Annotated in this window: 17 protein-coding genes and 5 pseudogenes; 8 read left to right on the forward strand and 14 right to left on the reverse strand. The window is 72.8% G+C overall.

The features are described 5' to 3' along the window. Nucleotides 1–665 (forward strand): class II fructose-bisphosphate aldolase (locus ACFSL4_RS26570; RefSeq protein ID WP_381087933.1); only part of this gene is annotated, 665 nt, incomplete at its 5' end. A gap of 27 nt (nucleotides 666–692) precedes the next feature. Here the strand turns inward: ACFSL4_RS26570 and ACFSL4_RS26575 are convergent. Next, entirely contained in the window at nucleotides 693–1,835 is a 1,143-nt protein-coding gene (locus ACFSL4_RS26575) for a methyltransferase (protein ID WP_381087936.1), read from the reverse strand. A 246-nt stretch (nucleotides 1,836–2,081) separates the two neighbouring features. Here ACFSL4_RS26575 and ACFSL4_RS26580 point away from each other — a divergent pair, with 246 nt between their 5' ends. Further along, the gene (locus ACFSL4_RS26580) at nucleotides 2,082–3,320 is read left to right on the forward strand and encodes an ROK family protein (protein WP_381087938.1); all 1,239 of its coding nucleotides are present in this window, start codon (nucleotides 2,082–2,084) and stop codon (nucleotides 3,318–3,320) included. A 19-nt stretch (nucleotides 3,321–3,339) separates the two neighbouring features. Here ACFSL4_RS26580 and ACFSL4_RS26585 read toward each other — a convergent pair. From ACFSL4_RS26585 to ACFSL4_RS26595, 3 pseudogenes are all read right to left on the reverse strand, one after another. Beyond that, a pseudogene (locus tag ACFSL4_RS26585) lies at nucleotides 3,340–3,716 on the reverse strand (tautomerase family protein); the annotation flags it as partial. 275 nt (nucleotides 3,717–3,991) lie between these two features. Beyond that, nucleotides 3,992–4,891: pseudogene (locus ACFSL4_RS26590) on the reverse strand (phosphotriesterase family protein); the annotation flags it as partial. Continuing rightward, nucleotides 4,888–5,154, reverse strand: a pseudogene (locus tag ACFSL4_RS26595) (DUF4865 family protein); the annotation flags it as partial. The pseudogenes ACFSL4_RS26595 and ACFSL4_RS26590, both read right to left, overlap by 4 nt. A 147-nt stretch (nucleotides 5,155–5,301) precedes the next feature. Between ACFSL4_RS26595 and ACFSL4_RS26600 the strand changes: the two are divergent. From ACFSL4_RS26600 to ACFSL4_RS26610, 3 genes are all read left to right on the forward strand, one after another. Further along, complete coding sequence (locus tag ACFSL4_RS26600; RefSeq protein ID WP_381087941.1) at nucleotides 5,302–8,313, forward strand: Tn3 family transposase; 3,012 nt, start codon at nucleotides 5,302–5,304, stop codon at nucleotides 8,311–8,313. 575 nt (nucleotides 8,314–8,888) lie between these two features. After that, on the forward strand, nucleotides 8,889–10,478 hold the full coding sequence (locus ACFSL4_RS26605) for a hypothetical protein (protein WP_381087944.1): 1,590 nt from the start codon (nucleotides 8,889–8,891) through the stop codon (nucleotides 10,476–10,478). Nucleotides 10,479–10,840: 362 nt separating this feature from the next. Next, complete coding sequence (locus ACFSL4_RS26610) at nucleotides 10,841–11,848, forward strand: recombinase family protein (RefSeq protein WP_381087947.1); 1,008 nt, start codon at nucleotides 10,841–10,843, stop codon at nucleotides 11,846–11,848. A 33-nt stretch (nucleotides 11,849–11,881) separates the two neighbouring features. Here ACFSL4_RS26610 and ACFSL4_RS26615 read toward each other — a convergent pair. The 3 genes and pseudogenes from ACFSL4_RS26615 to ACFSL4_RS26625 form a co-directional block, all read right to left on the reverse strand. Beyond that, nucleotides 11,882–12,223 (reverse strand): annotated as a pseudogene (locus ACFSL4_RS26615) (DUF4865 family protein); the annotation flags it as partial. Nucleotides 12,224–12,234: 11 nt separating this feature from the next. Beyond that, nucleotides 12,235–12,390 carry a cupin domain-containing protein gene (locus ACFSL4_RS26620; protein ID WP_381087949.1) on the reverse strand — a complete coding sequence of 52 codons (156 nt, stop codon included), beginning with the start codon at nucleotides 12,388–12,390 and terminating at the stop codon, nucleotides 12,235–12,237. Between the two features lie 10 nt (nucleotides 12,391–12,400). Next, a complete protein-coding gene (locus ACFSL4_RS26625) occupies nucleotides 12,401–12,961 on the reverse strand; it encodes a TetR/AcrR family transcriptional regulator (RefSeq protein WP_381087951.1) in 561 nt (186 codons plus the stop codon). Between the two features lie 191 nt (nucleotides 12,962–13,152). Between ACFSL4_RS26625 and ACFSL4_RS26630 the strand changes: the two are divergent. Beyond that, nucleotides 13,153–13,438: pseudogene (locus ACFSL4_RS26630) on the forward strand (SHOCT domain-containing protein). Between the two features lie 369 nt (nucleotides 13,439–13,807). Here the strand turns inward: ACFSL4_RS26630 and ACFSL4_RS26635 are convergent. Both ACFSL4_RS26635 and ACFSL4_RS26640 read right to left on the reverse strand, forming a co-directional pair. Continuing rightward, nucleotides 13,808–14,332: an ATP-binding protein gene (locus tag ACFSL4_RS26635; protein ID WP_381087954.1), complete on the reverse strand. Its 525-nt coding sequence runs from the start codon at nucleotides 14,330–14,332 to the stop codon at nucleotides 13,808–13,810. Between the two features lie 240 nt (nucleotides 14,333–14,572). After that, entirely contained in the window at nucleotides 14,573–14,896 is a 324-nt protein-coding gene (locus ACFSL4_RS26640) for a hypothetical protein (RefSeq protein ID WP_381087957.1), read from the reverse strand. 392 nt (nucleotides 14,897–15,288) lie between these two features. On the opposite strand from ACFSL4_RS26640, the gene ACFSL4_RS26645 reads away from it, so the two are divergent. Beyond that, nucleotides 15,289–16,413, forward strand: a complete 1,125-nt coding sequence (locus ACFSL4_RS26645; protein WP_381087959.1) for a PLP-dependent cysteine synthase family protein — start codon at nucleotides 15,289–15,291, stop codon at nucleotides 16,411–16,413. Between the two features lie 6 nt (nucleotides 16,414–16,419). On the opposite strand, the gene ACFSL4_RS26650 is transcribed toward ACFSL4_RS26645, so the two are convergent. Beyond that, nucleotides 16,420–16,899 carry an SRPBCC family protein gene (locus tag ACFSL4_RS26650; protein ID WP_381087962.1) on the reverse strand — a complete coding sequence of 160 codons (480 nt, stop codon included), beginning with the start codon at nucleotides 16,897–16,899 and terminating at the stop codon, nucleotides 16,420–16,422. An 83-nt stretch (nucleotides 16,900–16,982) separates the two neighbouring features. Continuing rightward, nucleotides 16,983–17,816: a DeoR/GlpR family DNA-binding transcription regulator gene (locus ACFSL4_RS26655; RefSeq protein WP_381087965.1), complete on the reverse strand. Its 834-nt coding sequence runs from the start codon at nucleotides 17,814–17,816 to the stop codon at nucleotides 16,983–16,985. Nucleotides 17,817–18,090: 274 nt separating this feature from the next. Between ACFSL4_RS26655 and ACFSL4_RS26660 the strand changes: the two genes are divergently transcribed. Continuing rightward, complete coding sequence (locus ACFSL4_RS26660) at nucleotides 18,091–20,487, forward strand: hypothetical protein (protein WP_381087968.1); 2,397 nt, start codon at nucleotides 18,091–18,093, stop codon at nucleotides 20,485–20,487. Between the two features lie 57 nt (nucleotides 20,488–20,544). Here the strand turns inward: ACFSL4_RS26660 and ACFSL4_RS26665 are convergent, their stop codons facing one another. The 3 genes from ACFSL4_RS26665 to ACFSL4_RS26675 all read right to left on the reverse strand — a co-directional run bounded on the left by ACFSL4_RS26665 (nucleotide 20,545) and on the right by ACFSL4_RS26675 (nucleotide 24,843). After that, nucleotides 20,545–22,986, reverse strand: a complete 2,442-nt coding sequence (locus tag ACFSL4_RS26665; RefSeq protein WP_381087971.1) for a right-handed parallel beta-helix repeat-containing protein — start codon at nucleotides 22,984–22,986, stop codon at nucleotides 20,545–20,547. A 125-nt stretch (nucleotides 22,987–23,111) separates the two neighbouring features. Beyond that, complete coding sequence (locus ACFSL4_RS26670; protein WP_381087974.1) at nucleotides 23,112–23,717, reverse strand: Rv1733c family protein; 606 nt, start codon at nucleotides 23,715–23,717, stop codon at nucleotides 23,112–23,114. Nucleotides 23,718–23,976: 259 nt separating this feature from the next. Beyond that, nucleotides 23,977–24,843: an MOSC domain-containing protein gene (locus tag ACFSL4_RS26675; RefSeq protein ID WP_381087977.1), complete on the reverse strand. Its 867-nt coding sequence runs from the start codon at nucleotides 24,841–24,843 to the stop codon at nucleotides 23,977–23,979. Nucleotides 24,844–24,846 lie beyond the last annotated feature (3 nt).

Consider the following 24,846-nt stretch of genomic DNA (forward strand, 5'->3'; position numbering starts at 1 on the left):
GCGCCGCCGTGCCGGTCGCCCTCCACCTCGACCACGTCCACAGCGACGACCTGCTCCGGCAGGCGCCCGACGCCGGGTTCAGCTCCGTGATGTACGACGCCGCCCGGCTGCCCTACGAGGAGAACCTCGCCGCCACCCGCGCCGCGGCCGACTGGGCCCACGCCCAAGGGCTATGGATCGAGGCCGAGTTGGGGCAGGTCGGCGGCAAGAACGGCGAACCGCCGCCCGACCCGCACGCCCCCGGCGCCCGGACCGAGCCGGGGGAGGCGGCCTCCTTCGTGGCGCATGCGGGGGTCGACGCCCTGGCCGTCGCGGTCGGCAGCACCCATGCCATGACGACTCGCACGGCCGCACTCGACCACGGTCTGCTCAAGCGGCTGAGCGCCGCGCTCGACGTACCGCTCGTGCTGCACGGCTCGTCCGGGCTGCCGGACGGCGAACTGAGGGCGGCGGTCGCCGGCGGCATCGCGAAGGTCAACATCGGGACCGCCCTGAACGTCGCGATGACAGGTGCGGTCCGGGAGTCCCTCGCCGCGCGTCCCGAGGCGGCCGACGCGCGCGGATACCTCGGGGCCGGGCGGGATGCGATGGCCCGCACCGTGGCCCGCCTCATCACCGTGCTCCGGGACCGTGACGCACACCTGGCAGCCCACGTGTCCCCATGAGCCCGTCCCGGTACCGTCCCGCCGCCGCTACGTCCTCACGGCCTTCAGGACCACGAACTTCGCGTCGCTCGCGACCAGTTCGCACCTGCCGAACAGGTGGCGCAGCTTCACGTGGTAGCCCAGGTGGCGGTTGCCGACCACCCACAGCTCGCCGCCCGGGCGCAGGACGCGTCGCGCCCCCGTGAACATGCGCCGGGCCGTGGCGTCCGTCGTCGCCTGGTGGGAGTGGAACGGCGGGTTGTTGAGCACGAGGTCGACGCTCGCATCGGGCACCCCCGTCAGGCCGTCGCCCACGAGGAACTCCGCCGCCCCCCGCGCGTTGTCCCGGTGGGTCGCCGCCGCGGAGGCCACCGCCTGGTACGACTCGTCGACGAAGAGCACCTCGGCCTGCGGATCGGCCAGCGCGGCGGCCAGCCCGACGATCCCGTTGCCGCAGCCCAGGTCGACGACCCGTCCGCCGTCCGTGCCACGCGGCAGGTGCCGCAGGAAGAACCGGGTCCCGACGTCGAGGCGGTCCGCGCAGAAGACGCCCGCGTGGTTGGTGACGGTGCGGCCGGACACCGGTCCGATGCTGTCGGGGAGCCGGTACCGGTACGGCCAGGGGTTCGTGCCCCGTTCGAGGCCCGGGTCCGGGGTGCAGAAGACGAGTCGTGCCTTCTGCTCGGCGAGCGAGGTGCGGGTGGGCCCGAGGATCCGCTCGAAGAGCCTCAGCGTCGAGGTGTGGATCTCCTTGACCATGCCCGTGCCGACGACGACCGTGCCCTCGTGCACCACGGGCGCCAGCCGGTGCAACTGGTCCTCCAGCAGCGCGAGGCTCTTCGGGATCCGCACGAGGAGGACGTCGACCCGGGACGGCGGATCGTCCCGGGTGGTCAGGAGCCGTACGGCACCCGTCTCGACGCCGGCCCGCGCGAGGTTCGCGCGGGTCGCCTCGCGGGCCAGGAACGAGTCGGTGATCTGCGTGGGACGGTGCGCCGCGAGCGCCGTGGTGAGCGCGCCCCACCGGTCGCCGACGACCACGACCTCGCCGCTGAGGGGGATCCCGCCGGCTGCGAGGTGCCGCAGCAGATACGCGTCGGAGGCGTCCCAGGCGCGCAGGCGGTCACGGGGGTCCTCCGGGAAGCGGGTCAGCGTGTACGCGCCCCAGGGCGTGGTCAGAGGGTCGTTCATCGCCGTCCAGGCTAGCCCAGCCGCAGGCCGGCCCCGTCCCCGGCCGGAGGGCGCGGTCCCGCCGGCCCGGATCCGTGATGATGGGGTCGTGGACGCCGAGCTGTTTCCGCGAGCCCGCAGACCGGTCGCACCCGGCGCGGTCCATGGGCGGGCCCGGGCACACCCCTGCCCGGACGCGGAGCCGTACGGCGGGGACCTGTTCGTCGGCGGCCCGGCCCCGGAGCCGATCATGGGAGACTCGCCCTCATGAACGGCAAGGCAGGCCCCCGGGCGGCAGGGGAAGGGAACACACGCACGCGCCTGGACCGGGGGCGCGGCGCGCTCGGTCCCGCGCTGGAACTGGTGCACACCGGCCGCGCGCCGACGCGCGCCGTGCTCACCGCCGAGCTGGGCGTCACCCGCGCGACCGCCGGAGCGGTGGCCGCCGAACTGGAGGCACTGGGCCTGATCCGCGTCGACGCGCACCCGGGGGCCGCCGCCGGTGCGCAGGGACGGCCCTCGCACCGGCTCGCGGTCGCCGAGGACGGGCCCGTCGCACTCGCGGCCCAGGTGCACGCGGACGGTTTCCGGGCCGCACTCGTGGGGCTCGGCGGCCGGATCGTGGCGACCGCGCCCCGCTGCGAGACCGTCGACGCCGACCCGGCGAAGGTGCTCGGCGCGGTGGTCGACGCGGTCGCCGAGTTGCTGCGCGAGACCGGCCGGCGCTGTGTGGGCGCGGGTCTCGCCGTGCCGTCCGCGGTCGCCGAGCCCGAGGGCCTCGCCCTGAACCCCCTCCACCTCGACTGGCCCGCGGGCGCGCCCGTCCGCGAGATATTCGCCGGGCGTGTGCGCGCCGCGGGCATCACCGGGCCCGCCTTCGCCGCCAACGACGTCAACCTGGCCGCACTCGCCGAGCACCGGCACGGCGCCGGCCGCGGGTCCCGGGATCTGCTGTGCGTGGCCACCGGACACCGGGGGGTGGGCGGCGCGCTGGTACTGGACGGGCGGCTGCACACCGGCAGTTCCGGGCTCGCGCTGGAGGTGGGGCACCTCACCGTCAACCCTGAGGGGCGCCCCTGCCACTGCGGCAGCCGCGGCTGCCTCGATGTGGAGGCGGACCCGCTGGCCCTGCTCGCGGCGGCGGGCCGCGAGGCCGGCCCCGAGGTCTCCCAGCTCCAGCAGGCCAACGACCTCATCCGTACGGGACACCGGACGGACCCGGACGTCCGTACCGCCGTCGGGACGCTGATCGACCGGCTGGGCCTCGGCCTCGCCGGGCTCGTCAACATCCTCAACCCGGACCGCATCATCCTCGGCGGACTGCACCGCACCCTGCTCGACGCCGACCCCGAGCGGCTGCGGGCCGTCGTCGCCGACCGCAGCCTGTGGGGCCGCAGCGGCGGCGTTCCGATCCTGGCGTGCACGCTCGACCACAACAGCCTGGTCGGCGCTGCCGAGTTGGCGTGGCAGCCGGTGCTGGACGATCCGCTGGCGGCACTCGCCTGAGCGGCGGGCCGTCAGGGGGGAGGTACTGTGCCATCCCGTTGCCGAGCGACCAGTCCGCCGGCGCGTTCTCCGTGACGGTGACGAACACACTGCGCGGCTCGGGCCCCGCGCAGGTGCGGGCCGGTTCGACGATCCGCCGGTGCAGCGCCTGCTTCTGCGCGGACGTGCGCCCGGAGCGCATCGTGATCGCGATGAACACGATGCCCTCGTCGCGATGCACCCCGAGACGGTCGTCGTAGCGCAGGGTGCCGTGGGTGCCGTCATGGCCGGTCAGGACCTGGAACCGGTCGTCGGGCGGGATGCCGAGCGTCCCGACCGGGGCCTCGTGCACTTCACGGCCGAGCGCGTCGAGCCGGTCGCGGTCGGCCCCAAGGCGTCGATGCGGACGAGGGGCATGCTGGGTTCTCCTTTCGGGGGAGATGCGGAGAGGGGGAGACGCGGAGAGACACGGAGAAGGGGAGACGCGGAGAGACGCGGAGAGACGCGGAGAAGGGGGAGACGCGGAGAGACGCGGAGAAGGGGAGACGCGGAGAGACGCGGAGAAGGGGAGACGCGGAGAGACGCGGAGAGAGAGGGAGACGGGGGAACAACGGGGGAACGGGAGACAGGGACGGGAGACGGCGCGCGGCCCAGGCGGGCCGCGCGCCGTCTCCCGCCGTCGGCGGTCGGGGCCAGTCGACGGCGGGGGCCCGGCCGGGTGCTCGGTGAGGACGAGGCGGACCAGCTCCGTCCCCGGGGCGGCCTTCAGCCGCGGCTGTACCCGGCGCAGCAGATACGGCATCCCAGGACCGCCGTCGACCGACCGCGCCCCGGCGGTGACGGTGTCCCCGCCGAGCAGCAGCCCGTGCCCGAACCCGCCTCCGCCAGCGCCCGCACGGCGTCGGGCCTGCGCCGGTCCGTGGCGTGACGGGCCCGGGACGGCCCGTCGAAGGCCAGATGGGCGCCCGCGTCGGCGGCCTGCCGCTGGATCACCGGGTCGGGGGAGCGGTTGAGGTGCCCGGGGATCACCCGGTGCGGTGCGACCCCCGGCTCGCCGCACAGCAGGTCGAGTACGCCGGGGGCGCCGGTGCCCAGCTCCAGGTGCACGGCGATCGGGGCGCCCGTCGCGTGGTGCGCCTCGGCCGCCGCGGCCATCGTCCAGCGGGCGTGCGCGTCGAGGGAGTGGAAGCCGCCCGCGACCTTGACGAGCCCGGATCGGACCCCCGACGTGCCGATGCCCTCGGCCGGTTCGGAAACGAAGACGTCGGCGAGCCGGCCGCGCAGCTCGTCGAGCACACCCGGGGAACAGTGCGCCGCCCGGTGCGGTCCGGCCGCGCAGACCACGTGGACCCGGTGGTCCGGGAGAGTTCCGGAAGGTCCGCGGTCCGCCGTCCCATGCCGTACGGCGTCCACCGGACGACGCTCGACCCGCCCGCCGCGCGGAACGCGGTCGGCCCGGCCCGGACGGCGCAGGCGTCGCTCAGCTCCTGGCCGGGGAACACGGGACTGCAGAGGAAGAGATGGTCGTCGGCGTCGCAGACGCCCGGTTCCGCGGGGTGCACATCGCCGAGGACGGGGCGGACACGGCTCACCACTGCCGTCCTCGCGGCAGCGCGCCCCGCCCAGGGGCCGACACGTGCAGCACCTGGAAGACCTCCCCTGCGGCCTTCGGGGTGTCGTGGTCCCAGAGCGAGAAGTGCACCAGCTCCCAGCGGCGTGGATCGGCGGCCGCCGCCGCGAGCACCGCGCCGTTCTGCGCGGCGAGCCGCCCGGTCTCGCGCACGGCGTCCTCCATGACGTCGGACAGCCGCGCCCCCTCCGGCACCTGCTGCCGCCGCCGCACGGCGACGACGGCCCTGTCCTCCCGAAGCTGCCGCGAAGTGACAAGTAGCGCTCTGTAGCAAAGCGGGGGTGTGCTTGTCCGGGTTTCTTATCTTCTGGGGTTGTTGAGGGAGCGGTTCCGCGAGGTTGGTCCGGTCACGACGACCGGAGGGAGCGCGGGGTGAGGCAGGACTGGGAGCCGGAGGACCTGATCGAGGTCTGGACGCTGCTGGAGGAGGACCAGGAGTGGCTGCGGAACAAGTCGGGGGCGAACCGGCTGGGGTTCGCGTTGTTGCTGAAGTTCTTCGAGGTGGAGGCCCGGTTCCCGGAGGATGTCGGGGAGATCCCGGTGCCCGCGGTGTCGTACGTGGCCCAGCAGGTGAAGGTGCCGGCCGAGGAGTGGGCCGCGTACGACTGGTCGGGGCGGGCGATCAAGCGGCACCGGGTGGAGATCCGGGGTGCGTTCGGGTTTAGGGAGTGCACGGAGGAGGACCAGGCGCAGCTCGCCGAGTGGCTGGCGTCGGAGCTGTGCGGGGTGGAGCTGAACCGGGACCGGCTGGCGGAGGCAGTGGTGGTGCGCTGCCGGGGGGACCGGATGGAGCCGCCGACGCCGGGACGCATCGCCCGGCTGGTCGGGTCGCCGGTGACCACCTTCGAGAAGCGGTTCTGTACGGCCACGGTGGGCCGGTTGTCGGCGGCAACCCGGTCCCGGCTGGACGACCTGGTCGCCGAGGACGCCGGCGGTGAGGAGTCGGCGGGCGGCGGGGTGTCGTTCTTCTCCGAGCTGAAGGCGGACCCGGGCGCGCTGGGTCTGGACAGTCTGCTGGCGGAGGTGAACAAGCTCCAGCGGGTGCGCGGGCTGGAGCTGGCGCCGGAGCTGTTCGGGGACGTGTCGGAGAAGCTGGTGGCGGCGTGGCGGGCGCGGGCGTCGAAGGAGTACCCCTCGGACCTGCGGGCGGCAGCCGGACCGGTGCGGTACACGCTGCTGGCCGCGCTGTGCCACGTGCGGCAGACGGAGATCACTGACTCGCTGGTGGAGCTGTTCATCCAGCTGGTGCAGCGGATCAACACGCGGGCGGAGAAGAAGGTCGAGGGCGAGTTCACCAAGGACCTCAAGCGGGTGCGCGGCAAGGAGGGCATCCTGCTCAGGCTGGCGGAGGCCGCGGTCGCGGAGCCGGGCGGCACAGTCCGCAAGGTGATCTTCCCGGTGGCCGGGGAGTCCACGCTGAAGGCCCTGGCGGCGGAGGCGGCGGCGAACGAGGCCCGCTACCGGGCCCGGGTGCGCACGGTGCTGCGGTCGTCGTACTCGGGGCACTGGCGGCGGATGCTCTCCCCGCTGCTGGGGGCGCTGGAGCTGAAGTGCAACAACACCGCCTACCGGCCGGTGATGGACGCCATCGACCTGCTGAAGCGGTACCTGGACCAGCCCATCGCCAAGGAGGGCGCGTTCTTCGACGAGTCGGAGAAGATCCCGCTGACCGGGGTGGTGCGCGAGGAGTGGCGCAAGGCCGTGGTGGACGAGCGCGGCCGTGTCGAGCGCATCCCGTACGAGCTGTGCGTGTTGGTGTCGCTGCGGGACGCGCTGCGGCGCCGGGAGATCTGGGTGCCGGGGGCGGGGCGGTGGCAGAACCCGGAGGACGACCTGCCCCCCGACTTCGAGGACAACCGCGACGTTCACTACGACGCGATCCGCCAGCCGCAAGACCCCGGGGCGTTCATCGGGGCGTTGCAGAAGCGGCTGCGGGAGGCCCTGACCCGCTTCGACACCGCGCTGGAGCTGGGCACCACGGGCGGGGTGGACATCGTCCGCAGGCACGGCGAGCCGTGGATCAAGGTCTCGCCGCTGGGCAGGCAGGCGGAGCCGGAGAACCTGGTCGCGCTGAAGGCGGAGATCGAACGGCGCTGGGGCACCATCGACCTGATCGACATCCTCAAGGAGGCCGAGTTCGCCACCGGGTTCACGTCCGAGTTCGCCTCCGTGGCTACGAGGGAGGCGGTCCCGAAGGCGGTGCTGCGGCGCCGGCTGCTGCTCGTGCTGTTCGCGCTGGGCACGAACATGGGCATCAAGCGGGTCGCGGTGACCGGCAAGCACGGCGAGAGCGAGGCCGTCCTGCGCCGGGTGCGGCACCTGTTCGTCAACCGCACCAACCTGCGCGCCGCCCTGGTCCGCCTCGTCAACGCCACCTTCGCCGCCCGCGATGCCGCGTGGTGGGGCGAGGGCACCGCCTGCGCGAGCGATTCGAAGAAGTTCGGGTCCTGGTCCAGCAACTTCATGACCGAGCGGCACCAGCGCTACCGCGGGCCCGGCGTGATGATCTACTGGCACGTCGAGCGGAAGTCGCTGTGCGTGTACTCCCAGCTCAAGTCCTGCTCCGCGAGCGAGGTCGCCGCGATGATCGAGGGCGTGCTGCGGCACTGCACGGACGTGGAGATCGACCGCCAGTACACCGACACCCACGGTGCTTCCATCGTCGGATTCGCCTTCGCCCACATGCTCGGCTTCAACCTGCTCCCCCGGCTGAAGAACGTCGGCTCCGCACGGCTGTGCCGGCCGGCGGCCGGTGAGGACGAGACCTGGCCCCGCCTGGCGCCGGTGCTGTCGACCAAGACGATCGACTGGGACCTGATCGCCCAGCAGTACGACCAGATCGTGAAGTACACCACCGCCCTGCGCCTGGGCACCGCCGAGGCCGAGCAGGTTCTGCGGCGCTTCACCCGCGGCGGCCCCAAGCACCCCACCTACCGGGCGATCGAAGAACTCGGCCGCGCGGTGCGGACGGCGTTCATCTGCGACTACCTCGCCGACGCCGAACTGCGCCGGGAGATCAACGACGGCCTCCAGGTCGTGGAGAACTGGAGCTCCGCCAACCACGACCTGTTCTACGGCAAGGACGGCGACCTGACCGGCTCCGACAAGGAGTCTCAGGAGGTCTCGATGCTCGCCCTGCACCTGCTCCAGTCCGCGCTCGTGCACGTCAACACCCTGCTCCTCCAGGAGATCCTCGCCGAGGAGAGGTGGCAGATGCGGCTCACCGACGCCGACCGGCGGGCCCTGTCCGCACTGTTCTGGACGCACGTGAACCCCTACGGCCGGTTCGAGCTGGACATGAACTCCCACCTCGACCTCGCCGCCGCCATGACGGCTTCGGTGCCCGGCCCGCGCAGCGGCGAGCCGGTCACAGCCCCGGCCTGACCCCGCTACACCGGGCCGGCCGCCGCCAGGGCGCCCCGGGCGGCCTCGGGCAGGTGGGGATGGGCGTGGAAGGGCTGGGCGGTGTTCAGCAGCGTCCGCCACAGCAGCCGGACCGCTTCGTCGTCCGGCTGCCCGCCGGCCAGCTCGCGCTCCAGGCGGTGCGCGGCGAGTTCGGCGGCCCGGGCCCAGGACTGCGGGGATGCGGAGCAGTTCGGCGGCCTCGGCCGTGCCGCGCTGCCCCGTGGGCAGGCGCTCCGCGAGTCGTTGGGCCCCTTCCTCGGTGCGGGCCTTCACGAAGGCGGCGAGGGCGCGGACGGTGTCGAGTGCCGGGGTGGGTACGTCGGTCATGCGCGCGAGCACATCCGGGCCCGCGCGGCCCATGGGCGGACTTGCGCTAAGCCTGGCAGCCGCAGCCCGGCGAGGGCGGATAGTGCTGCACGGATGACGTGGATGAGATGGAGCGGCTGGCCGCGCTTACCAACTTCTTCTCGCGTCTGGCGTTCTGCGGCAACCCGGCGCGATAGAAAGGACTGTTGGGCACGAATAAGGCTTCAGGAGGCTGCTGATGCGCGGCGATGGAGCGTCCGCTGGCGGGGGTGCGCATGTGGTGGGGAGTCCTCTGGTTCGTCGGCTTGCTCCTCTCACCGCAGGTAGGCGAATACGGCGACACCGTGTACTTCTGGGGATCGGCGGCTGTCGGTGGCATGTACCTGTGGAGCAAATACGAGACCAAGCAACAGGAGGCAGCCCAGGACGAGAAGCGCGAAAAGGAGGCGCGTAGGCGCGACGCCGACGCGCTCAAAATGGCCCAACGCGGCCAGAAGGCCCGTGCCTGGCTGGGAGAGCTGGCGAAAGAGCACCCGGAACAGGACGAGAGCCACCGTCCTCCCCCCGCCAGCGTTGTTCCTGCAGACTCGCTCCCCCGACTGCTTTATGTGAGGGACGGACGCGGGCCGTCCTCTGTCCTTCTACCCCGTCTTGACGTCGCTACCTATGCCTGTGCCGCCGCTCTGTCGGGGTTGGTCCGCTTCGTGGCCGCCGAGGCAGTGGAGCATGCTGCCGCACTCTCGCTGCCAGCTCATGGCTGCACGCAGAGCAGGTACCGGGAAGCGGATGAACCTCAGCTTGGGGAATGGAGTGACTTGCGTGAGGGTTCCCGCCCCCTTCCCGAGACCGCTGAGCGTCTGTACACCGTGCTCGCCTGGCTGACCGGACGGACCACCGTCCTGGCCCATCTATACCCGCCCGCCGAGAAGAAGCTGGCACGCCTCAACGCGTATCAACGACAGCTGCGCGAGTGGCGCAAGAGCAGCCGGTACGCCTCCAAGCCGCCGGGTCCTCCCACTCGACCGCCCGGCCAGTGGGAAAAGTACCTCAATGGACTCTGTGACGATCTTCGTGCACTCGCGGCGGAACTGACGACCCTGTCTGTCCCACCGCCTGAACGACGGCCAGCACTCAGCCACGCGATACTCCGGGAGGACTCAGCCTCAGAGGTAGTGGCCGCGGAGATTCAGGCACAGATCCACACCGTTGCCGCCTGCTTCGCCAGGCAGGCCGCTGACCCCGCTCAGACCGCACGTCCCTTTCCCGGCTTCGACCTGCATCTGCTCGACGGCTTCCGAACCGCCGAGGTCCGCAATCGCTACCTGACAGCCCTACAGGCGTGCACCGACGTCGAGGCTGTCGGTGACGCCCTTGTTCCCGAGTTGGGACACCTGCTGCACTACGCCCACGCGGCGCTGGTGCTCGACTACCTGCTGGAGGTGCACACCCGCATGCCCGACTACGCCAGGGCTTCTGGTGAAGGCGGCCCGGAGCCGCGATTCAACATCAGCGACAGCGTCGTACAAATCGCGAACACGCTGACCAACATCAACTCCACCATCGCCAAGGTGATCGAACGGAGGGAGCCCGAACAGGCCGAGGCACTCGAAGCGCTGACCGCCGCCGTGCAAGCGGAGCAGAACCTCTCCCCGGAGCAACGCGGCACCCTACTCGACCATGTCGCCGACATGGCCGAGGGCATGGCCGCACCGGGCCAAGGGCGCAACCGCAGCCGGGGGGCGGCGGCTCTCGCCGCAATCACCCAGGCTGCCGCCGCCTCCGGCCAGATCGCCACCGTGGTCAGGGAATGGGCGGACGTTTTTCACCGGGCGTTCTGACCGGGTGCCAGTACTTCCTCGCTCCCCACCGGCGAATCGGGCCCGCGCGGCCCGTGGGCCCGATTCGCGCGAAGCCCGACAGCCGCAGGCCCGGCGAGGCGTCACTCCTTCCTACGAAGCTCGAACAGGCGACCGCGCCGCCGCCTATCACGCCCCGGCGATCTTCCCCAACGTGAAGCGAGGGTCAGAGCTGAACGCATGGCTACTCTCACAAACGCTCCTTTGCCCGAGTAAGATCGGAAACGAGCCGCCATACCGCCGCCATACCGCCGCCGGACCCGCATTCGCTCTCACAACCCGTTCTCACTCGAAAGCGGCACGGACCCCCTTCTGAGACTTGCATTGTGCGAAAATCCGGGCTCATGACGGACCCTCAGCACTCCCCGCAGACCGGCCGGTCGGACGGCGACGACGTCGAAGCGCACGCCTGTCCGAAGTGCGAAGCCCAGCCCGGATCCCCCTGCCGCTCACGCGGCGGCGCCGTCGCCTCCGCCTACCACACCCGCCGCTTCACCCTGGTGCCCCGGCTGAAGAAGGCACTGCGCGTGCCCACCCCCGCCGACCGCGGGCCCGGCCGGCCCTGGCGGCCGGGCACCCCGCCCCCGGCCCCGGCCGACCCGGACCTGCCGGGAGCGGACATCCGCATCGGCTACGCCCGCTGCTCCACCCTCGGCCAGGAACTCGACTCCCAGCTCGACGCGCTCGCCGGACACGGCATCCCCCGGGACAAGATCTTCAGCGAGAAGATCAGCACCCGCGTACGGGTCCGGCCCCGGTTCGAGGAGGCGCTGCGGACCGCGCGGGAGGTCAAGGCGCACGCCCCGCACTGCCGGGTCATCTTCACCGTCTACGAGATGAAGCGGCTCGGCCGCGACGCCGCCGAACTCACCGCGCTCGCCGACCACCTCACCGCCCACGGCCTCATCCTGGAGATGCTCGCCGGACCCCTGCCCGGCCTCTACGACCCCACCGGGCCGGGCAAGCTGCTGTTCGCGTTCTTCGCCGCGATGGCGGAGACCGAGCGGGAGAACATCCGCGAGTCCACCCTGGAAGGGCTCGACGCCGCCGCCCGCAAGGGCAAGCACGGCGGCCGGCCCCCGGTCATCACCGACGACATGCTCCACACCGTCCTGCGGCGTCGTGCGGGCGGCGAGTCCGTCGAGCAGATCCAGCCCGACCTGTTCATCCCCACCGGCAAGCGCAAAGGCCACAACCCCTCGGTGGCCAGCGTCTACCGGGCGCTGGCCGAGCACGCCAAGCGCGAGGCGTACCCCGAAGCCGTCGAGCAGGCGCACGTCGACTTCGCCGCCCTCCGGGCGGACGACGTCCCCGGACCCCGCCACGCACCCTCTGACCGGGCGCCACTCTGATCACAGAGCGCTACTTGTCACTTCGCGGCAGCTTCGGGAGGACAGGGCCACGACGGCGGGCGAGCCGGGGGCGGCTCCCTCCTCGTACGCCAGCCCCGTCCACTGCTGGACCTCCGGACGCCCGAAGTCGCTCACGAACCCCTGGAAGGCGCCGCCCCACAGGAAGGAGTTCATGCCCTCCACCGTGTTCCACAGGTAGAACGGGGCGTACTGGTTGACCGGCGAGCCGTGCACACCCCGCTCGCGCATCAGGTAGACCTTGACGCCGAGGCCGCCCCAGTCGTCGAGGAGATGCCCGACACGGGAGACGCGGCCGCGGATGACGCCCATGTCGTAGTCGGCGGGCAGGGCCAGCTCGTACTGCATGGCATGCAACGGATGCCTCCTCAGGCGGTGGTGTCGTCGGGGTCGGCGAGCGGGCTCCACCCGGTGCTCGTGCGGTCCCCGGTCGCCTCGCAGACCGCGAGGTGTGTCATGAAGGCGCGGGGGCCGGCTCCGTGCCGGTGCCGTGCGCCGGGCTCGCGCTGTCTCGCGATGCGCACGCGGTACTCCTCAGGAAGCCGGTCGGAGAAGGGAGAGCAGGCCCCGCACCCCGGCGTCGAAGGCCGCCGGCGAACCCGAGGCGCGGGCCAGCACATAGCCGCCCTGGACGGTCGAGAGGACCGTCGCCGCGATCTCCCGGGCATCCAGGGAGGGCGCGAACTGGCCCTGTTCCTTGCCTTCTTCGACGATTTCGGCGAGCCGCTCGCGCAGCCAGTCGATCGTCTCGTCGACGGGGCCGCGCAGATCGTCGCTTCCGACCACGTCCGGGTCCATCGTCAGCCGGCCGATGGGGCAGCCGCGCAGCACGTCACGCTCACGCCGCAGATACGCCTCGATCCGCTCGTACGGCGTTCCGGGCCCGCCGAGCACGCCCCGCGCGGTGGCGCACATCTCCTTGGCGGTGCGGCGGATCGCGGCGAGCGCCAGGTCCGGCTTGCCCTTGAAGTGGTGGTACATGCTGCCCTGGCCGGCGCCCGCGCGCTCAAGGATCGCCTTGGGGCTCGTGCCCACGTAGCCGCGCTCCCACAGCAGCTCGCGGGTGGATTCGATCAGTCGCTCCGGGGTGCTCATGCCGACACTGTACATACTAGTAGTTACAGATTTCAGCCTCGTCAGGTCCCGGAGTCGCGGGTGGACGCCCGCTTGCTCCCGCTACTCCCGGCGGGGTGTCCGCACTGCCGCCGACGGTACGACGACCCGCACCCCCTTTCGCCGCGAGTCTCGAGGTATCACCGCAGAACCGACCGAGGAGATGACCCGCGATGCAGACCCTGGTCCGCTGGGGCGGCGGCCCCGGCCCCTGGATCCTGTTCTTCCCGCTGATCTGGGCGGCCGTCGTACTCGGCGCCGTGGTCGTCCTGCGCCGCACCGTCCGGCGGGGCCGTGGCGCACCGTGGCGCGCGGTGGACGGCCGTCCGGCGGGCGAGGCCGGTCGCCGTCCTCGGCCGCCGCTTCGCCTCCGGCGAGATCGACGAGGACGAGTACTGGCGCCGGCCCTCCGTCCTGGACGAGCAGTTCGGCCGTACGGGCAGGCGCGATGCCGCATGACCTTCCGTCCCTCACCCTCCGCCCCGGGCGCTCGCGTCGGCGATCCCCGAGCGCACCCGCGGATTCGGTCCGTCGGGGGAGCGCCGCCCCGTCGGCCGGAACCCCCGTCCCAGCTGCGGACCGTGCTCCGCCCGGAGCCGGCGCTCCTCGGGCGGCACCGCGAAGGCGCTGCCAAAGCCGTGCCGGACGCCTCCGCCGCCCCCTCGGGGCGGCGGAGCACGGCGGGCCTCACGGCCGGTGCCCTCGCCGGGCTGCCTCCGGCCGGGTGAGGGTCCGTCTCGGTCCGTCTCGGTGTGCGGCCCGCCGATGCCGCGGAACGACCGGGTGGAGCCCGCGCCGGCCGTCTGCCGGCCGAGGGTCACCGCCCGGTCAGCCGGCAACGGCGGACCGGGCGGGAGTGTGTTCCGTCGTGCGGTCGCCGACCGCGAGGGCGCGGGCCGGCGCTTCGAGGGGCTTCTCGTGCGGCGTGAGAGCCGGCACCGGACGGGTGGGCGCCGACGCCGATGCGGGGAGCGTGAACCAGACGACCTTGCCCGAGTCACCGTCCGGGTGTGCCCCCCAGCTGTCGGCCACCGCCGCGACCATCGCCAGACCGCGTCCGCTGGTGGCGGCGCCGTCCGCCTCGCGCAGTTCGGGCAGGCGCGGGTCGTGATCGTGCACCGAGACGGTGAGCCGGTCGAGCAGCAGCTCCATCTCCACGGTGCACGTCTTGTCGGGCCGGGCGTGCAGGTGGACGTTCGTCAACAGTTCCGTCACACCGAGCGCGGCCCGGTCGATCAGGGGATCGAGGTGCCAGTAGCGCAACTGCGCCGATACGATTCTGCGGACCTGGCCGATCCGCGACGGCAGGGCTTGGAGCTCCACCGTGCAGTGCCTGCTTGGCTGGCTGATCACGGCTGCGACTCCCCGAATTGAGTCCGGAAGACGACGGGATCGGATCCAGCAGGAGGGCTGGCCTGCGTGCCGCCTGCTGTGCGGCGGAGTACTCCGGCCGCTGGGTGCGGAACGGCTTCGTACGGGGGCCGCCCGCGGTCGTGACCGGCGGGCTGGTTCTTCAGCGTAATCGCCGGTAAACCGAGAGTGATGTGAGACCAGCGTGACGCACCGGGTGACGTCCTGCAACTCGCGCCACGCTCAGTCGTCGCGCCCGCCCGCCTTGCGGATCGCCTCGATGAACCGTCGCGCCGACGAGGGCCGCGGCCGTCCCGGAGCGGGGTCCCGGTCGCCGAGGGTCAGCGAGTAGCGGGTGCCGTTGACATCGGCCAACGCCCGGCCCTCCGGCGCGAACCAGGGTTTCGACGCGCGCACGGCCCGCACCGGGGCACTGTCGATCTCACTGCCGTAACTCGTGAGTAGCCGCAGTCTGCCGTCCCTGATGCGGACCTCTCCGGCCCGGGTGAGGGACCGCAGCCCCTTCCCGATCCGCACGCCCGTGGCCGTGAACTCCGGCTCCGCCATCCTGCCCCGCCCCCTTGCGCATGAGGCCGTGCCCGTCCGGGATCCCGCGCGGGACGAGATCCGGAGTGACATCGGCCGAGCCTGGTCGTGATCCAGTGTCCATCCCCGTACGGGCCGGTGGCGCACGGTGCCCCGAGGCGCCGGCCGGCGGCCCATGCCGTGCAGTCTGCCCGCAGCCGACCGCTCGCACCAGTGCGCACGGCGGGCTCACGCGGGGCATCCGGCGCACTCGCGCGGATGCGCCCCCGCCGTTTCCCACCCTGTGCCACAGGGTGCCTTTGAGTCGCCCAAAGATGCGTTTATGCAGGTGAGGAGCATTTTGGAGGTGTCTATCATCGAGGCGTCCGACCGCGTGAACCGGCGTCGGCACCCCTCGGTAAGGAGCCCCCGCCGTGAGCACCCCCCGTATCACCCGCCCCAGCGAGACCCTCGACGTCGACCGCAGCGACGCCGAGTACCGCGGCTGGCTCAAGGACGCCGTCCGCAAGCTCCAGGGCGACGCCAACCGCTCGGCCGATACGCACCTGCTGCGCTTCCCGCTGCCTGAGCACTGGGGTGTCGACCTGTACCTGAAGGACGAGTCCACCCACCCCACCGGCAGCCTCAAGCACCGCCTCGCCCGGTCCCTGTTCCTGTACGGCCTGTGCAACGGCTGGATCCGTCCGGGACGCCCGGTGATCGAGGCGTCCAGTGGTTCCACGGCCGTCTCCGAGGCGTACTTCGCCAAGCTCGTCGGCGTGCCCTTCATCGCGGTGATGCCGCGTACGACGAGTGCCGAGAAGTGCCGCCTCATCGAGTTCCACGGCGGGCGGTGCCACTTCGTCGACGACCCGCGCAGGATGTACGAGGAGTCGGCCGCCCTCGCGGCGGAGACCGGCGGCCACTACATGGACCAGTTCACCTACGCCGAACGGGCCACGGACTGGCGCGGCAACAACAACATCGCCGAGTCCGTCTTCCGCCAACTGGAGTTGGAGCGGTTCCCGCAGCCCGAGTGGATCGTCGCCACGGCCGGCACCGGCGGCACGTCGGCGACCATCGCCCGGTACGTCCGCTACATGCAGTACGACACCCGGGTCTGCGTGGCCGATCCGGAGAACTCGTGCTTCTTCGACGGGTGGACGGCCGGCGATCCGGACGTCACCTGCGACGGCGGCTCGCGCATCGAGGGCATCGGCCGGCCGCGGATGGAACCCAGTTTCCTGCCGGGCGCCGTCGACCGGATGATGAAGGTCCCGGACGCGGCGGCCGTCGCCGCGGTGCGGGCCCTGGAGGGGGCCATGGGCCGCAAGGCGGGCGGCTCGACCGGCACGGGACTGTGGAGCGCACTGAAGATCGTCGCGGAGATGGTGGCCGGAGGGCGGACAGGCAGTGTGGTGACCCTGCTGTGCGATCCGGGCGACCGCTACCTGGACAAGTACTACTCCGACGCGTGGCTCGCCGGGCAGGGGCTGGACATCGCGCCGTACACCGCGGCGATCGAGTCCCTGCTGGCGACCGGAGTGTGGTCGGACTGAAGCCCGTCAGGCGTTCTGCGCGGCCAGCCGGCGGTCCAGCGCCGTCACCGCGCCGCGGAAGGCGCGCCCCAGACCCGTCCGCGCCGCCTTCAGCGCGAAGCGGAACACCGCGGTCCCATCGCCCGCGAAGGTCCACTGCACCCGGGTGCCCGTGCCGGCGGGCGTGAGCCGCCACTCCTCCAGGAGAGCGTGTACGCCGGGCGCGTTCGTCTCGTCGACCCGGTACGCGTACACCTCGTTCGGCGTGGCCGCCACCACCGTCTCCCGGAAGCGGGTGCCGCCCGTCAGGCGCACCTCGCGCCCGGCGCCCTCGTCGAGGGGCCGGGCGGAGGCCACCGCGGCGAACCACTCGCTCCAGCCGGGAACGTCCTCGGCGAGGGCCCGGAAGACCACTTCGGGGGATGCCGCGACCTTGCGCGCGAACACCAGCCGCACGGGAGCGGACTGCGCGAAGTCGAGTCCCACCGGACGCAGACGGTGTGCCATGGACGAACAACCTCCTCGCGGGAAACGAACGTCCCCGGACGGAAGCGGTGCCGCCGGGCGGCGCCACCATAGCTGGCGAACCGTCAGATGTCTGCAGCGTCCCCGGGTTCCTCCCCGGCCACCACCAGCTGCCTGAGGTGCTCGCTGATCTCCTCCCGCGCCTCGGCCGGCAGCCCGGCATCGGTGACCAGCGTGTCCACCTGTTCCAGCGCGGCGAACGAACTCAGGCCCACCGTACCCCACTTGGTGTGGTCCGCGACCACCACCACACGCCGTGCGGACTGCACCAGCCTCCGGTTGGTCTCGGCCTCCGCCAGGTTCGGCGTCGACAGGCCGGCCTCCGGCGATATCCCGTGCACACCGAGGAAGAGCACATCGAAGTGGAGGGACGCGATCGCCTGGTCGGCCACTGGCCCCACCAGCGAGTCGGAGGGCGTGCGCACCCCGCCGGTCAGCACCACCGTCGCCGCGCCCTGCCGCTGGCCCGAGGTGCGCTGCGCCGAGTGGAAGACATCGGCCACCCGCACCGAGTTGGTGACGACGGTCAGATCCGGCACGTCGAGAAGGTGGTGGGCCAGTGCGTACGTCGTCGTGCCGCCGGACAGGGCGATCGCCGTGCCCGGCGCGACCAGCTCGGCCGCGGCCCGCGCGATGTCCTCCTTGGCCGTCAGCTCCATGCCCGACTTGGCCTCGAACCCCGGCTCGTGCGTGCTCGCCTCCACCACCGGCACCGCGCCGCCGTGCACCTTCTCCAGCACGCCCTGCCGGGCGAGCGCGTCGAGGTCGCGGCGGACCGTCATGTCGGAGACGCCGAGCTTGCGCGTCAGCTCGTTCACGCGGACGCCGCCGCGCCGTCGCACCTCGTCCAGGATCAGGGCGCGTCGCTGCTCCGCGAGGAGGTTCTGATTCTCACTCACGTCCGCTCCGCTCCCTTTCGCCCGACCACGTCCGACACGCCACTCGCACCGGCTCCGACGAGGTCATTCTCCCGTCACCGGTGGCAGGACGTCTCATCCTCGCACGGGTCGCCGCCTCGGGCGCCACCCCCGTGCCCCAGGGCCGCCCTCCGCCGCCGGGCGCGCTCACCCGTATCGGGGAGATTCCGTGACAGCAGGTGTGCGCGCGTGTGTCAGCGGAGAACCTGTGCCTGCACACGACACACGGTACGCAGCGCGGGGGAAGAGCAGAACAGTGGAGCGTGCACGGGAAGCACAGGAACACGAGGGGGAGCGGGACGGCGCCGGCCGGCGGTCCGCGACGGCCGCTTTCGCCCTGGAACTTCTGGTCCACGGAGTGGGCGGCACCACGCCCGAGGAGATGCTGGGCGATCCGCGGACGGTCCGGATCACCGGCGACTGGACGGCCGCCGTGTACCGGCGGGCCGACGACGCCGACGCGGAGCGGCGGCCCGAGGACTACCGCGGCCGTCCCGTGCCCGAGGCGTACGTGTGGTGCAACCTCACGTCCGGAAACTCCGCGCGCGCCCTGTGGCTGTTGCTGCTGCCGTTCATGGTGGCCAACCTCGCGCACTGGATGCGCCCCACGACGACCGGCCGGCCGCGGACCGTCCGGCTCTACGGGCTGATCGTCCGGCTCCTCGGACTCACCCTGACCGTGCTGCTGGTGGCGGCGGCCTGCGAGGTGGCCCTGGACCTGGGCGCCTGGCAGTGCGCGGGCACACGTGCGTGCGCCGCACGCCACCCGTGGCTCGGCTTCCTCTCACCCGCCGGCGCCGACGCCGGCTGGTGGAGTCTGCCGGGCCGGCGCCTCGCCCTGGCGGCGCTGGTGCCCATGGCGCTCACCCTCCTGCTCTGGTACCTCTCGCACCGCACCTGGAGCGCCTACGAGTCCCAGCAGCCGGTCTCCCGCACGGCAGAACCCGGCGAGGAGGAACACCGCACCGCGCTCGGCCGGCCCGGGTTCTGGTACGGGCGCCGGCTGGTGGCCCGGCTGCGCGCCGCGCACACCGCCGCGGGCCTCCTGACCGTCGCGGCCGCGCTCGGCAGCGCCGCCGCCCGCCACGACCGCCGCCATGGAGCGGTGGCGCTGCAGTCCCTGGGGTGGCTGGTGGCGTCGGCTCTCCTCGCCGGTGCGGTGGCTGTGGTCTGGGTGGTGTGCAGCCGGGGCCGCACCGAGCAGCGGCTCGACCAGGACCTCGACCGGAGGCTGGTGCGGTGGCTGCCCTGGGGGGCACTCGCCGTGCTCCTCCTGACCATGGTGTACGCCGGCTGGTCGCGCCCCGGCTGGCGGTCGGCGGGCCGGCTGCCGGGCGACACGACGTTCGGCGCGCTCGCCCTGGTGCAGGGAGCCCTGGTCGTCGCGCTCGGCATCGTCGCCCATGTCCTCCACCGTGCCCGTCCCGACACGCGCACCGCGATGCGCGGCCAGGCCGGACCCGCCGTCGCCATGCTGGCCTGTGCGCTCGGCGGCGTGATGTCCGGCGGCGTGGCCCAGCGGGTCGCCGACTGGCTGGACGGCACCGGGCAGGCCATGGCCGGCCCGCCCGTCGTGCTCACCTGGCAGGCGTCCACCATCCCGCCCCTGCTCCTCGTCCTGCTCGTCCTGTCCGGCTGGCTGGCCTGGCGCACCCGGCTGCTGCGGCGCGCCGAGACCGGAGCGGTCGAACGCGATCACCCGGGGGAGCCCGGCGACCCGGCCCGCACCCTGCGGATCGCGAGCACGCGTGCGCTGGCCGCCCTCACCGACCGGGCGCCGCTCGTCATCGGCCTCATGTCCGCGGTGACGCTGGTGCTGGGCGCGGTGGCCCTGGTGGGGGCCTTCGCCGCCAACGACACGCCGGAAGGCGCGGCGCGCGGCACGGGGCCCCTCGTCCGGGGCGCCGCCGAGACGGCGCAGGGGCTCGGCTCCTGGCTGATCGGCGTGGGCTTCCTGCTCTTCGTCACCTGGGGCCGGCGCGCCTACAAGGACGCGTCCGCGCGCCGCACCATCGGCATCCTGTGGGACGTCGGCACGTTCTGGCCGCGCGCCGCACACCCCTTCGCCCCGCCCTGCTACGCCGAGCGTGCCGTGCCGGACCTGACCTGGCGCATGGCGGCCTGGACGGGCACCACCGGGGGGCGGCTGGTCCTGTCGGGCCACTCCCAGGGCAGCGTGCTGGCGGCGGCCGCGGCCTGGCAGCTGGGGCCCTCCGCCCGCAAGAGAGTGGCACTGCTGACCTACGGCTCGCCGCTGGAACGGTTGTACGGGCGCTGGTTCCCGGCGTACTTCGGTCCGGCCTCGCTCAGCTCCCTGCACCGTGAGGTCGACTGCTGGCGCAATCTGTTCCGCCGCACCGATCCGATCGGCGGCCCCATCGGGCTGCCCGGCGACTGCGGCCCACAGGTGGACCGCCCACCGCTCAGGGACCCCCTCGCCTACGGCCGCACGAAAGAGCACCCGCTGCCGGCCCCGATCCTCGGGCACAGCGATTACCAGGCGGACCCGGCGTTCGACGAGGAGCGCAGACGGCTGCTGGCACGGCTGCGGTCGGGGCTGCCGGGACCACGGCCCGCGGACGCCCCCGCCGGACCCGAGCCCGCGGAGCCGGACAGCGGGCCCGGAAAGGCGCGTCCAGGGCCGGGCACGTAGCCCGGGTGTGCCTCCGGCGCCGGGCGCCGGGCCGCGGGGCCCGAACGAACGGGCGGCTCAGGGCAGCTCCGGCAGATCCTCCGGGTAGAGCAGCGTCAGGTCGTCCGTGCTGGTCTCGGCCAACTGGGCGACTCGGCCCGCGTGCCGCTCCACCATCGCCTCGAACGTCTGGCGCGCCGTACGGCCGTTGCCGAACGCCGGCCCCTTCGGGATCGCGGTGAAGTACTTCAGCAGCGCCTCACCGGTTCCCGGTCCCAGCTGGTACTCGTGCTCCTCGGCCTGCTGCTCCACGATCCGCAGCAGTTCCTCGGCGCCGTAGTCACCGAAGGTGATGGTCCGTGAGAAGCGGGATGCCACCCCCGGGTTGACGGACAGGAACCGTTCCATCTCGGCCGTGTACCCTGCGACGATCACCACGACGGCTTCGCGGTGGTCCTCCATCAGCTTCACCAGCGTGTCGATCGCCTCACGCCCGAAGTCGCGCCCGGAGTCCTCCGGCGACAGCGCGTACGCCTCGTCGATGAACAGCACTCCGCCGCGCGCCCGGTCGAAGGCCTCCTGGGTGCGGATCGCGGTGGAGCCGATGTGCTCGCCCACCAGGTCGACCCGGGACACCTCGACGAGATGACCCTTCTCCAGGACACCGAGGGAGGCCAGGATCTCGCCGTAGAGACGGGCGACTGTCGTCTTGCCGGTGCCGGGGGAGCCCGTGAACACAAGATGCCGTCGCACGGACGCCGCCTTCAGCCCAGCCTGCTGCCGGCGGCGCCCGACCTCGATCATGTCGGTGAGGGCGCGCACCTCGCGCTTGACACTCTCCAGGCCCACCAGGGTGTCGAGTTCCCCGAGCACATCCTCGGAGGTGCGTGCGGGCTCCCCGGGCTCCTGGGCGGCCGTGACGTAGGACTCCTGTTCGGTGCTGCGCTGACCGGGGATGGCGCCCAGCAGGCCGAAGGACACGCTCGCCGTCTGGACGGCGGCCTCCTGGGCCACCACGGGCCGCAGCCCGGCGCTCTCGTCGCTGGTGCAGTCCTCGACGACGGCGCCGCCGCCACCGGGCGCGTCCGGTCCGCCGTCCGCGAACTCGTAGCCCCCGCGTGCGCACCGCTCCGTACGGCACTTCCTGAGCGTGGCCCGGCAGCCGTCGATCACATGGAAGCCGTAGCCGCCGCTGCCCGTGACCCGGCAGTTGAGGAAGCTGCCCCGGGCACCCGCCGAGACGTAGAAGCCCGCCTCCGCCGGTGACGTCACCGTGCAGCGCTCGATGGTGGGGTCGGCGCCCTTGGTGACGATCACCCCCGTCTGGGCGCCGTCGACGGTGCATTCGGACAGTGTGCCGCCGCTGCCGTGGTCCCGGAACCAGGCGCCCGTCGCCGCGTCCCGGATCCGGCAGTCGTCGAGCTGTGCGGTGGCGCCGTCGCTCACCGACACCGCCGTGTTGCGCACCTGTGTGAGGTCGCTGTCCACGACGTCCGCGCGCGAACCGCGGTCGAGGACGAACAGCGCGTCCGGCACGTCGTGCACCCGGCAGGACTCGAGCACGGCGGTCGCGCCGTCGCTGACCCACACCGCCGGGTAGTCACCGGTGCTGTCGGAGATCTCGCACTGGTTGGCGTCCACGCGGGTGCCCGGGTCCCACACCGACAGCCCGTTGCGCCCGAACTGCCGCACCGTTGTGCGGGTCAGCGTGAGCACCGAGCGGGACCGCAGGTCGACCGCGTTCTCCGGGACATCGTGGATGCGGCAGTCGGCGAGGGTCAGCACCGCGTCGGTGTCGAGCGTGACGCCGTCGGCGGTGGTGCGGTGGACATCGCAGTCCGTCAGGTGCGCCGTGGCTCGCCCGGTGACATGCACACCGGAGCCCCGGATCTCGTACACCTCGCAACCGACCGCCTCCAGCGCGGAGTTCTCGCCGGTCGCCGACAGGCCCGCACCGGAGGTGTGGTGCACACGGCAGCGTTCCAGCCGCGGGTGCGCGCCACCGCGGACCGCGATGCCCGACTGGGCGGCGGCCACGACCTCGCACTCCTCGAACACCCCGCCGCCTCCGTCCACGACGGCGATGCCGATGCCGGCCGGGTTGTCGACCGTGCAGCGCCGGACCGTGGGGCGGGCGCCACCGCGGACCTCTATGCCGGCCGCGGACCGCGTCATGATGCGCAGATCCGCCAGCTCCGGCGCGCCCTCCTCCACGAGCAGGGCGGGCGCAGCCGCGTCCTGGCCCTCGATGTGCAGGTCCTGGACCACGGCGGAGGCCCGCACCGTCAGCGGCACCCCGTCGATGGGCGCGATGCGCACGGAGCCGGCGGAGCCCTCGGGTCCGCGCAGGGTCACCGCCCGCTGGACGACGAGGTTCTCCCGGTAGGTGCCGGGAGCCACGGTGAGGACGTCCCCGTCCCCCGCGGCCTCCAGGGCGGCGGCGAGCGACGCGTACTCACCCGTGCGGCGCCGCCACCGCGATGTGCCGGTGTGCGTCACCTGGACCGTGCCCTGTGCCATGGCGCTGCTGTGCCCCCACCTCGGTGCTCACGCGGGTTCTCGTGAAGAAGCCGGACAGCCGATCGGTCCGGCCGCTCCACCGTAGCGTGCGCGGACGTGCCCGGTTGACCGGAGTCGGAAGGCCGTCAACTGCCCGTGCCGGTCCGGCCCCAGTCGGGGCCGGACCTGTCCCATGCCTGGTCCCACCGCGCGTACCGGCGACGTACCATGCGCCAGACGATCAGCCGGCGGCCGCCTTCGACGAGTCCCGCGGTCATCGCGGCCACACCGAAACCGGCCAGCACGGCAAGGGTCGTCGCGGTGGCGCCGTCCAGCGGGCGGGCCGCTATTCGGCCGTGGTCGTCGGTCCAGAGCCTGAAGTGGTCGCCCGGGTGGGGGGATCTGAGGTCGGCCAGGACCGGGCCGTGCCGCGCGGTGCCGTCCGGCGCGGTCCAGTCGGCGAGCACACGGCTGTGGGCGTCCCGCGCCGAGGAGGACTCGGGATCCGGGTCCAGCGGGCCACCCTCCAGCTTCTTGACGACGGTGGCCGCCACCAGGTGGCGGGTGCGCCACTGGTCCCGGACCGACCGCTGCAGGGAGTCGTCGGCGGCCGACCCGACCACGCACCCGGCGACGGGTGCGGCGACGAGGATCAGCAGCAGCGCGACGAGCGCCACCCACGACTCGACCAGATCGGTCGTACGGCGCAGCGGATTGTGCCGCCAGCGCCACAGACCGCCGATCGCGCGCACCGTCCCGCACCCCCTTCCGCGTCCGTGGCAACCCCCGCACCCGGCCGTTCACGCCCCAGGACGGCGAAGAGAGCGCGACATCACCCTTCCTCCGCCCCACGGGCCTCTCATGAACTTCTCACCTCCCCACAACGACCGTGCACGGCCCGCGGGTTCCCATGGGGGTGCCGCATCACGGAACTTTCTCGGCCGGACTCGGGAAGGGGCTCCGGTCCGGAACACGGCGGGGAGCCGGGGAAAGGGACGTGGCGCGACACGGTCACCGGACCGGCCGGAGGACCGGAGCGGGTCCGCTGTCGCTGTGGTCGAGGACCGTGACCCGATCGCCGACGCGGACCGTGCCGGGTGTCTCCGGCACCAGGTTCTGCCCGAAGACCAGCCGTCCGCCGAAGCGGCGGTGGCGGCCCAGGGAGCGCAGCGGCTCCTTGCCGCGCGCGCCGGTGGCCTGGTCCGTGGTGGTCACGACGCAGCGTCCGCACATCGTGGCGACCCGCAGGACGACCTCGCCGACGGCGATCCGCTTCCAGCCGTCCTCCGCCCAGGACACGGTGCCGTCCACCACGAGATTGGGCCGGAACCGGTTCATGGGCAGCGGCCCCTCATGGGGGCGGTCGCCCCGCGCGATCAGGGAGTTGAGCGCGTCCAGGGACGCCACCGCGGTGAGCAGCAGCGGGTAGCCGTCGGCCAGGCTCACGGTTTCGCCGGGGCGTCCGTAGGCCGGGTCGATGGGGCGGCGGACGGCGGGATCGTCGAGGTGGACGAGAGTCACGTCCTCGCCGAGGTAGGTGCTGAACCAGGCACTCGCCCCGGAGCCGGCGGGGACCGTCTCGATCTCCTCCCCCGCCCACGTGGCGGTGGTCGTACCGGCCGGCCCGGGCACGGTGATGGTCAGCGGCTCCAGGCCGGGCGCGGACACACGGACCCCGCCGCCGGGCAGAAGCTCGGCGGCGGCCAACGCCAGGCGTGGGCGCTCGCGTTGGGTGACGATCCTGCCGGCCGCGTCGATCAGTGCCCAGCGCCGGTCCCCGGCCAGCCCCCATGGCTCCACCACGGCCTCGCGGGGGGACTGGCCCCGCAGCGCTTTGACCGGGTGGACGTGGATCGAGCGCAGCACTGGAGTCGGCATGAG

The sequence above is a fragment of the Streptomyces caeni genome, from assembly GCF_042678285.1.
GTDB classification, from domain to species: domain Bacteria; phylum Actinomycetota; class Actinomycetes; order Streptomycetales; family Streptomycetaceae; genus Streptomyces; species Streptomyces caeni.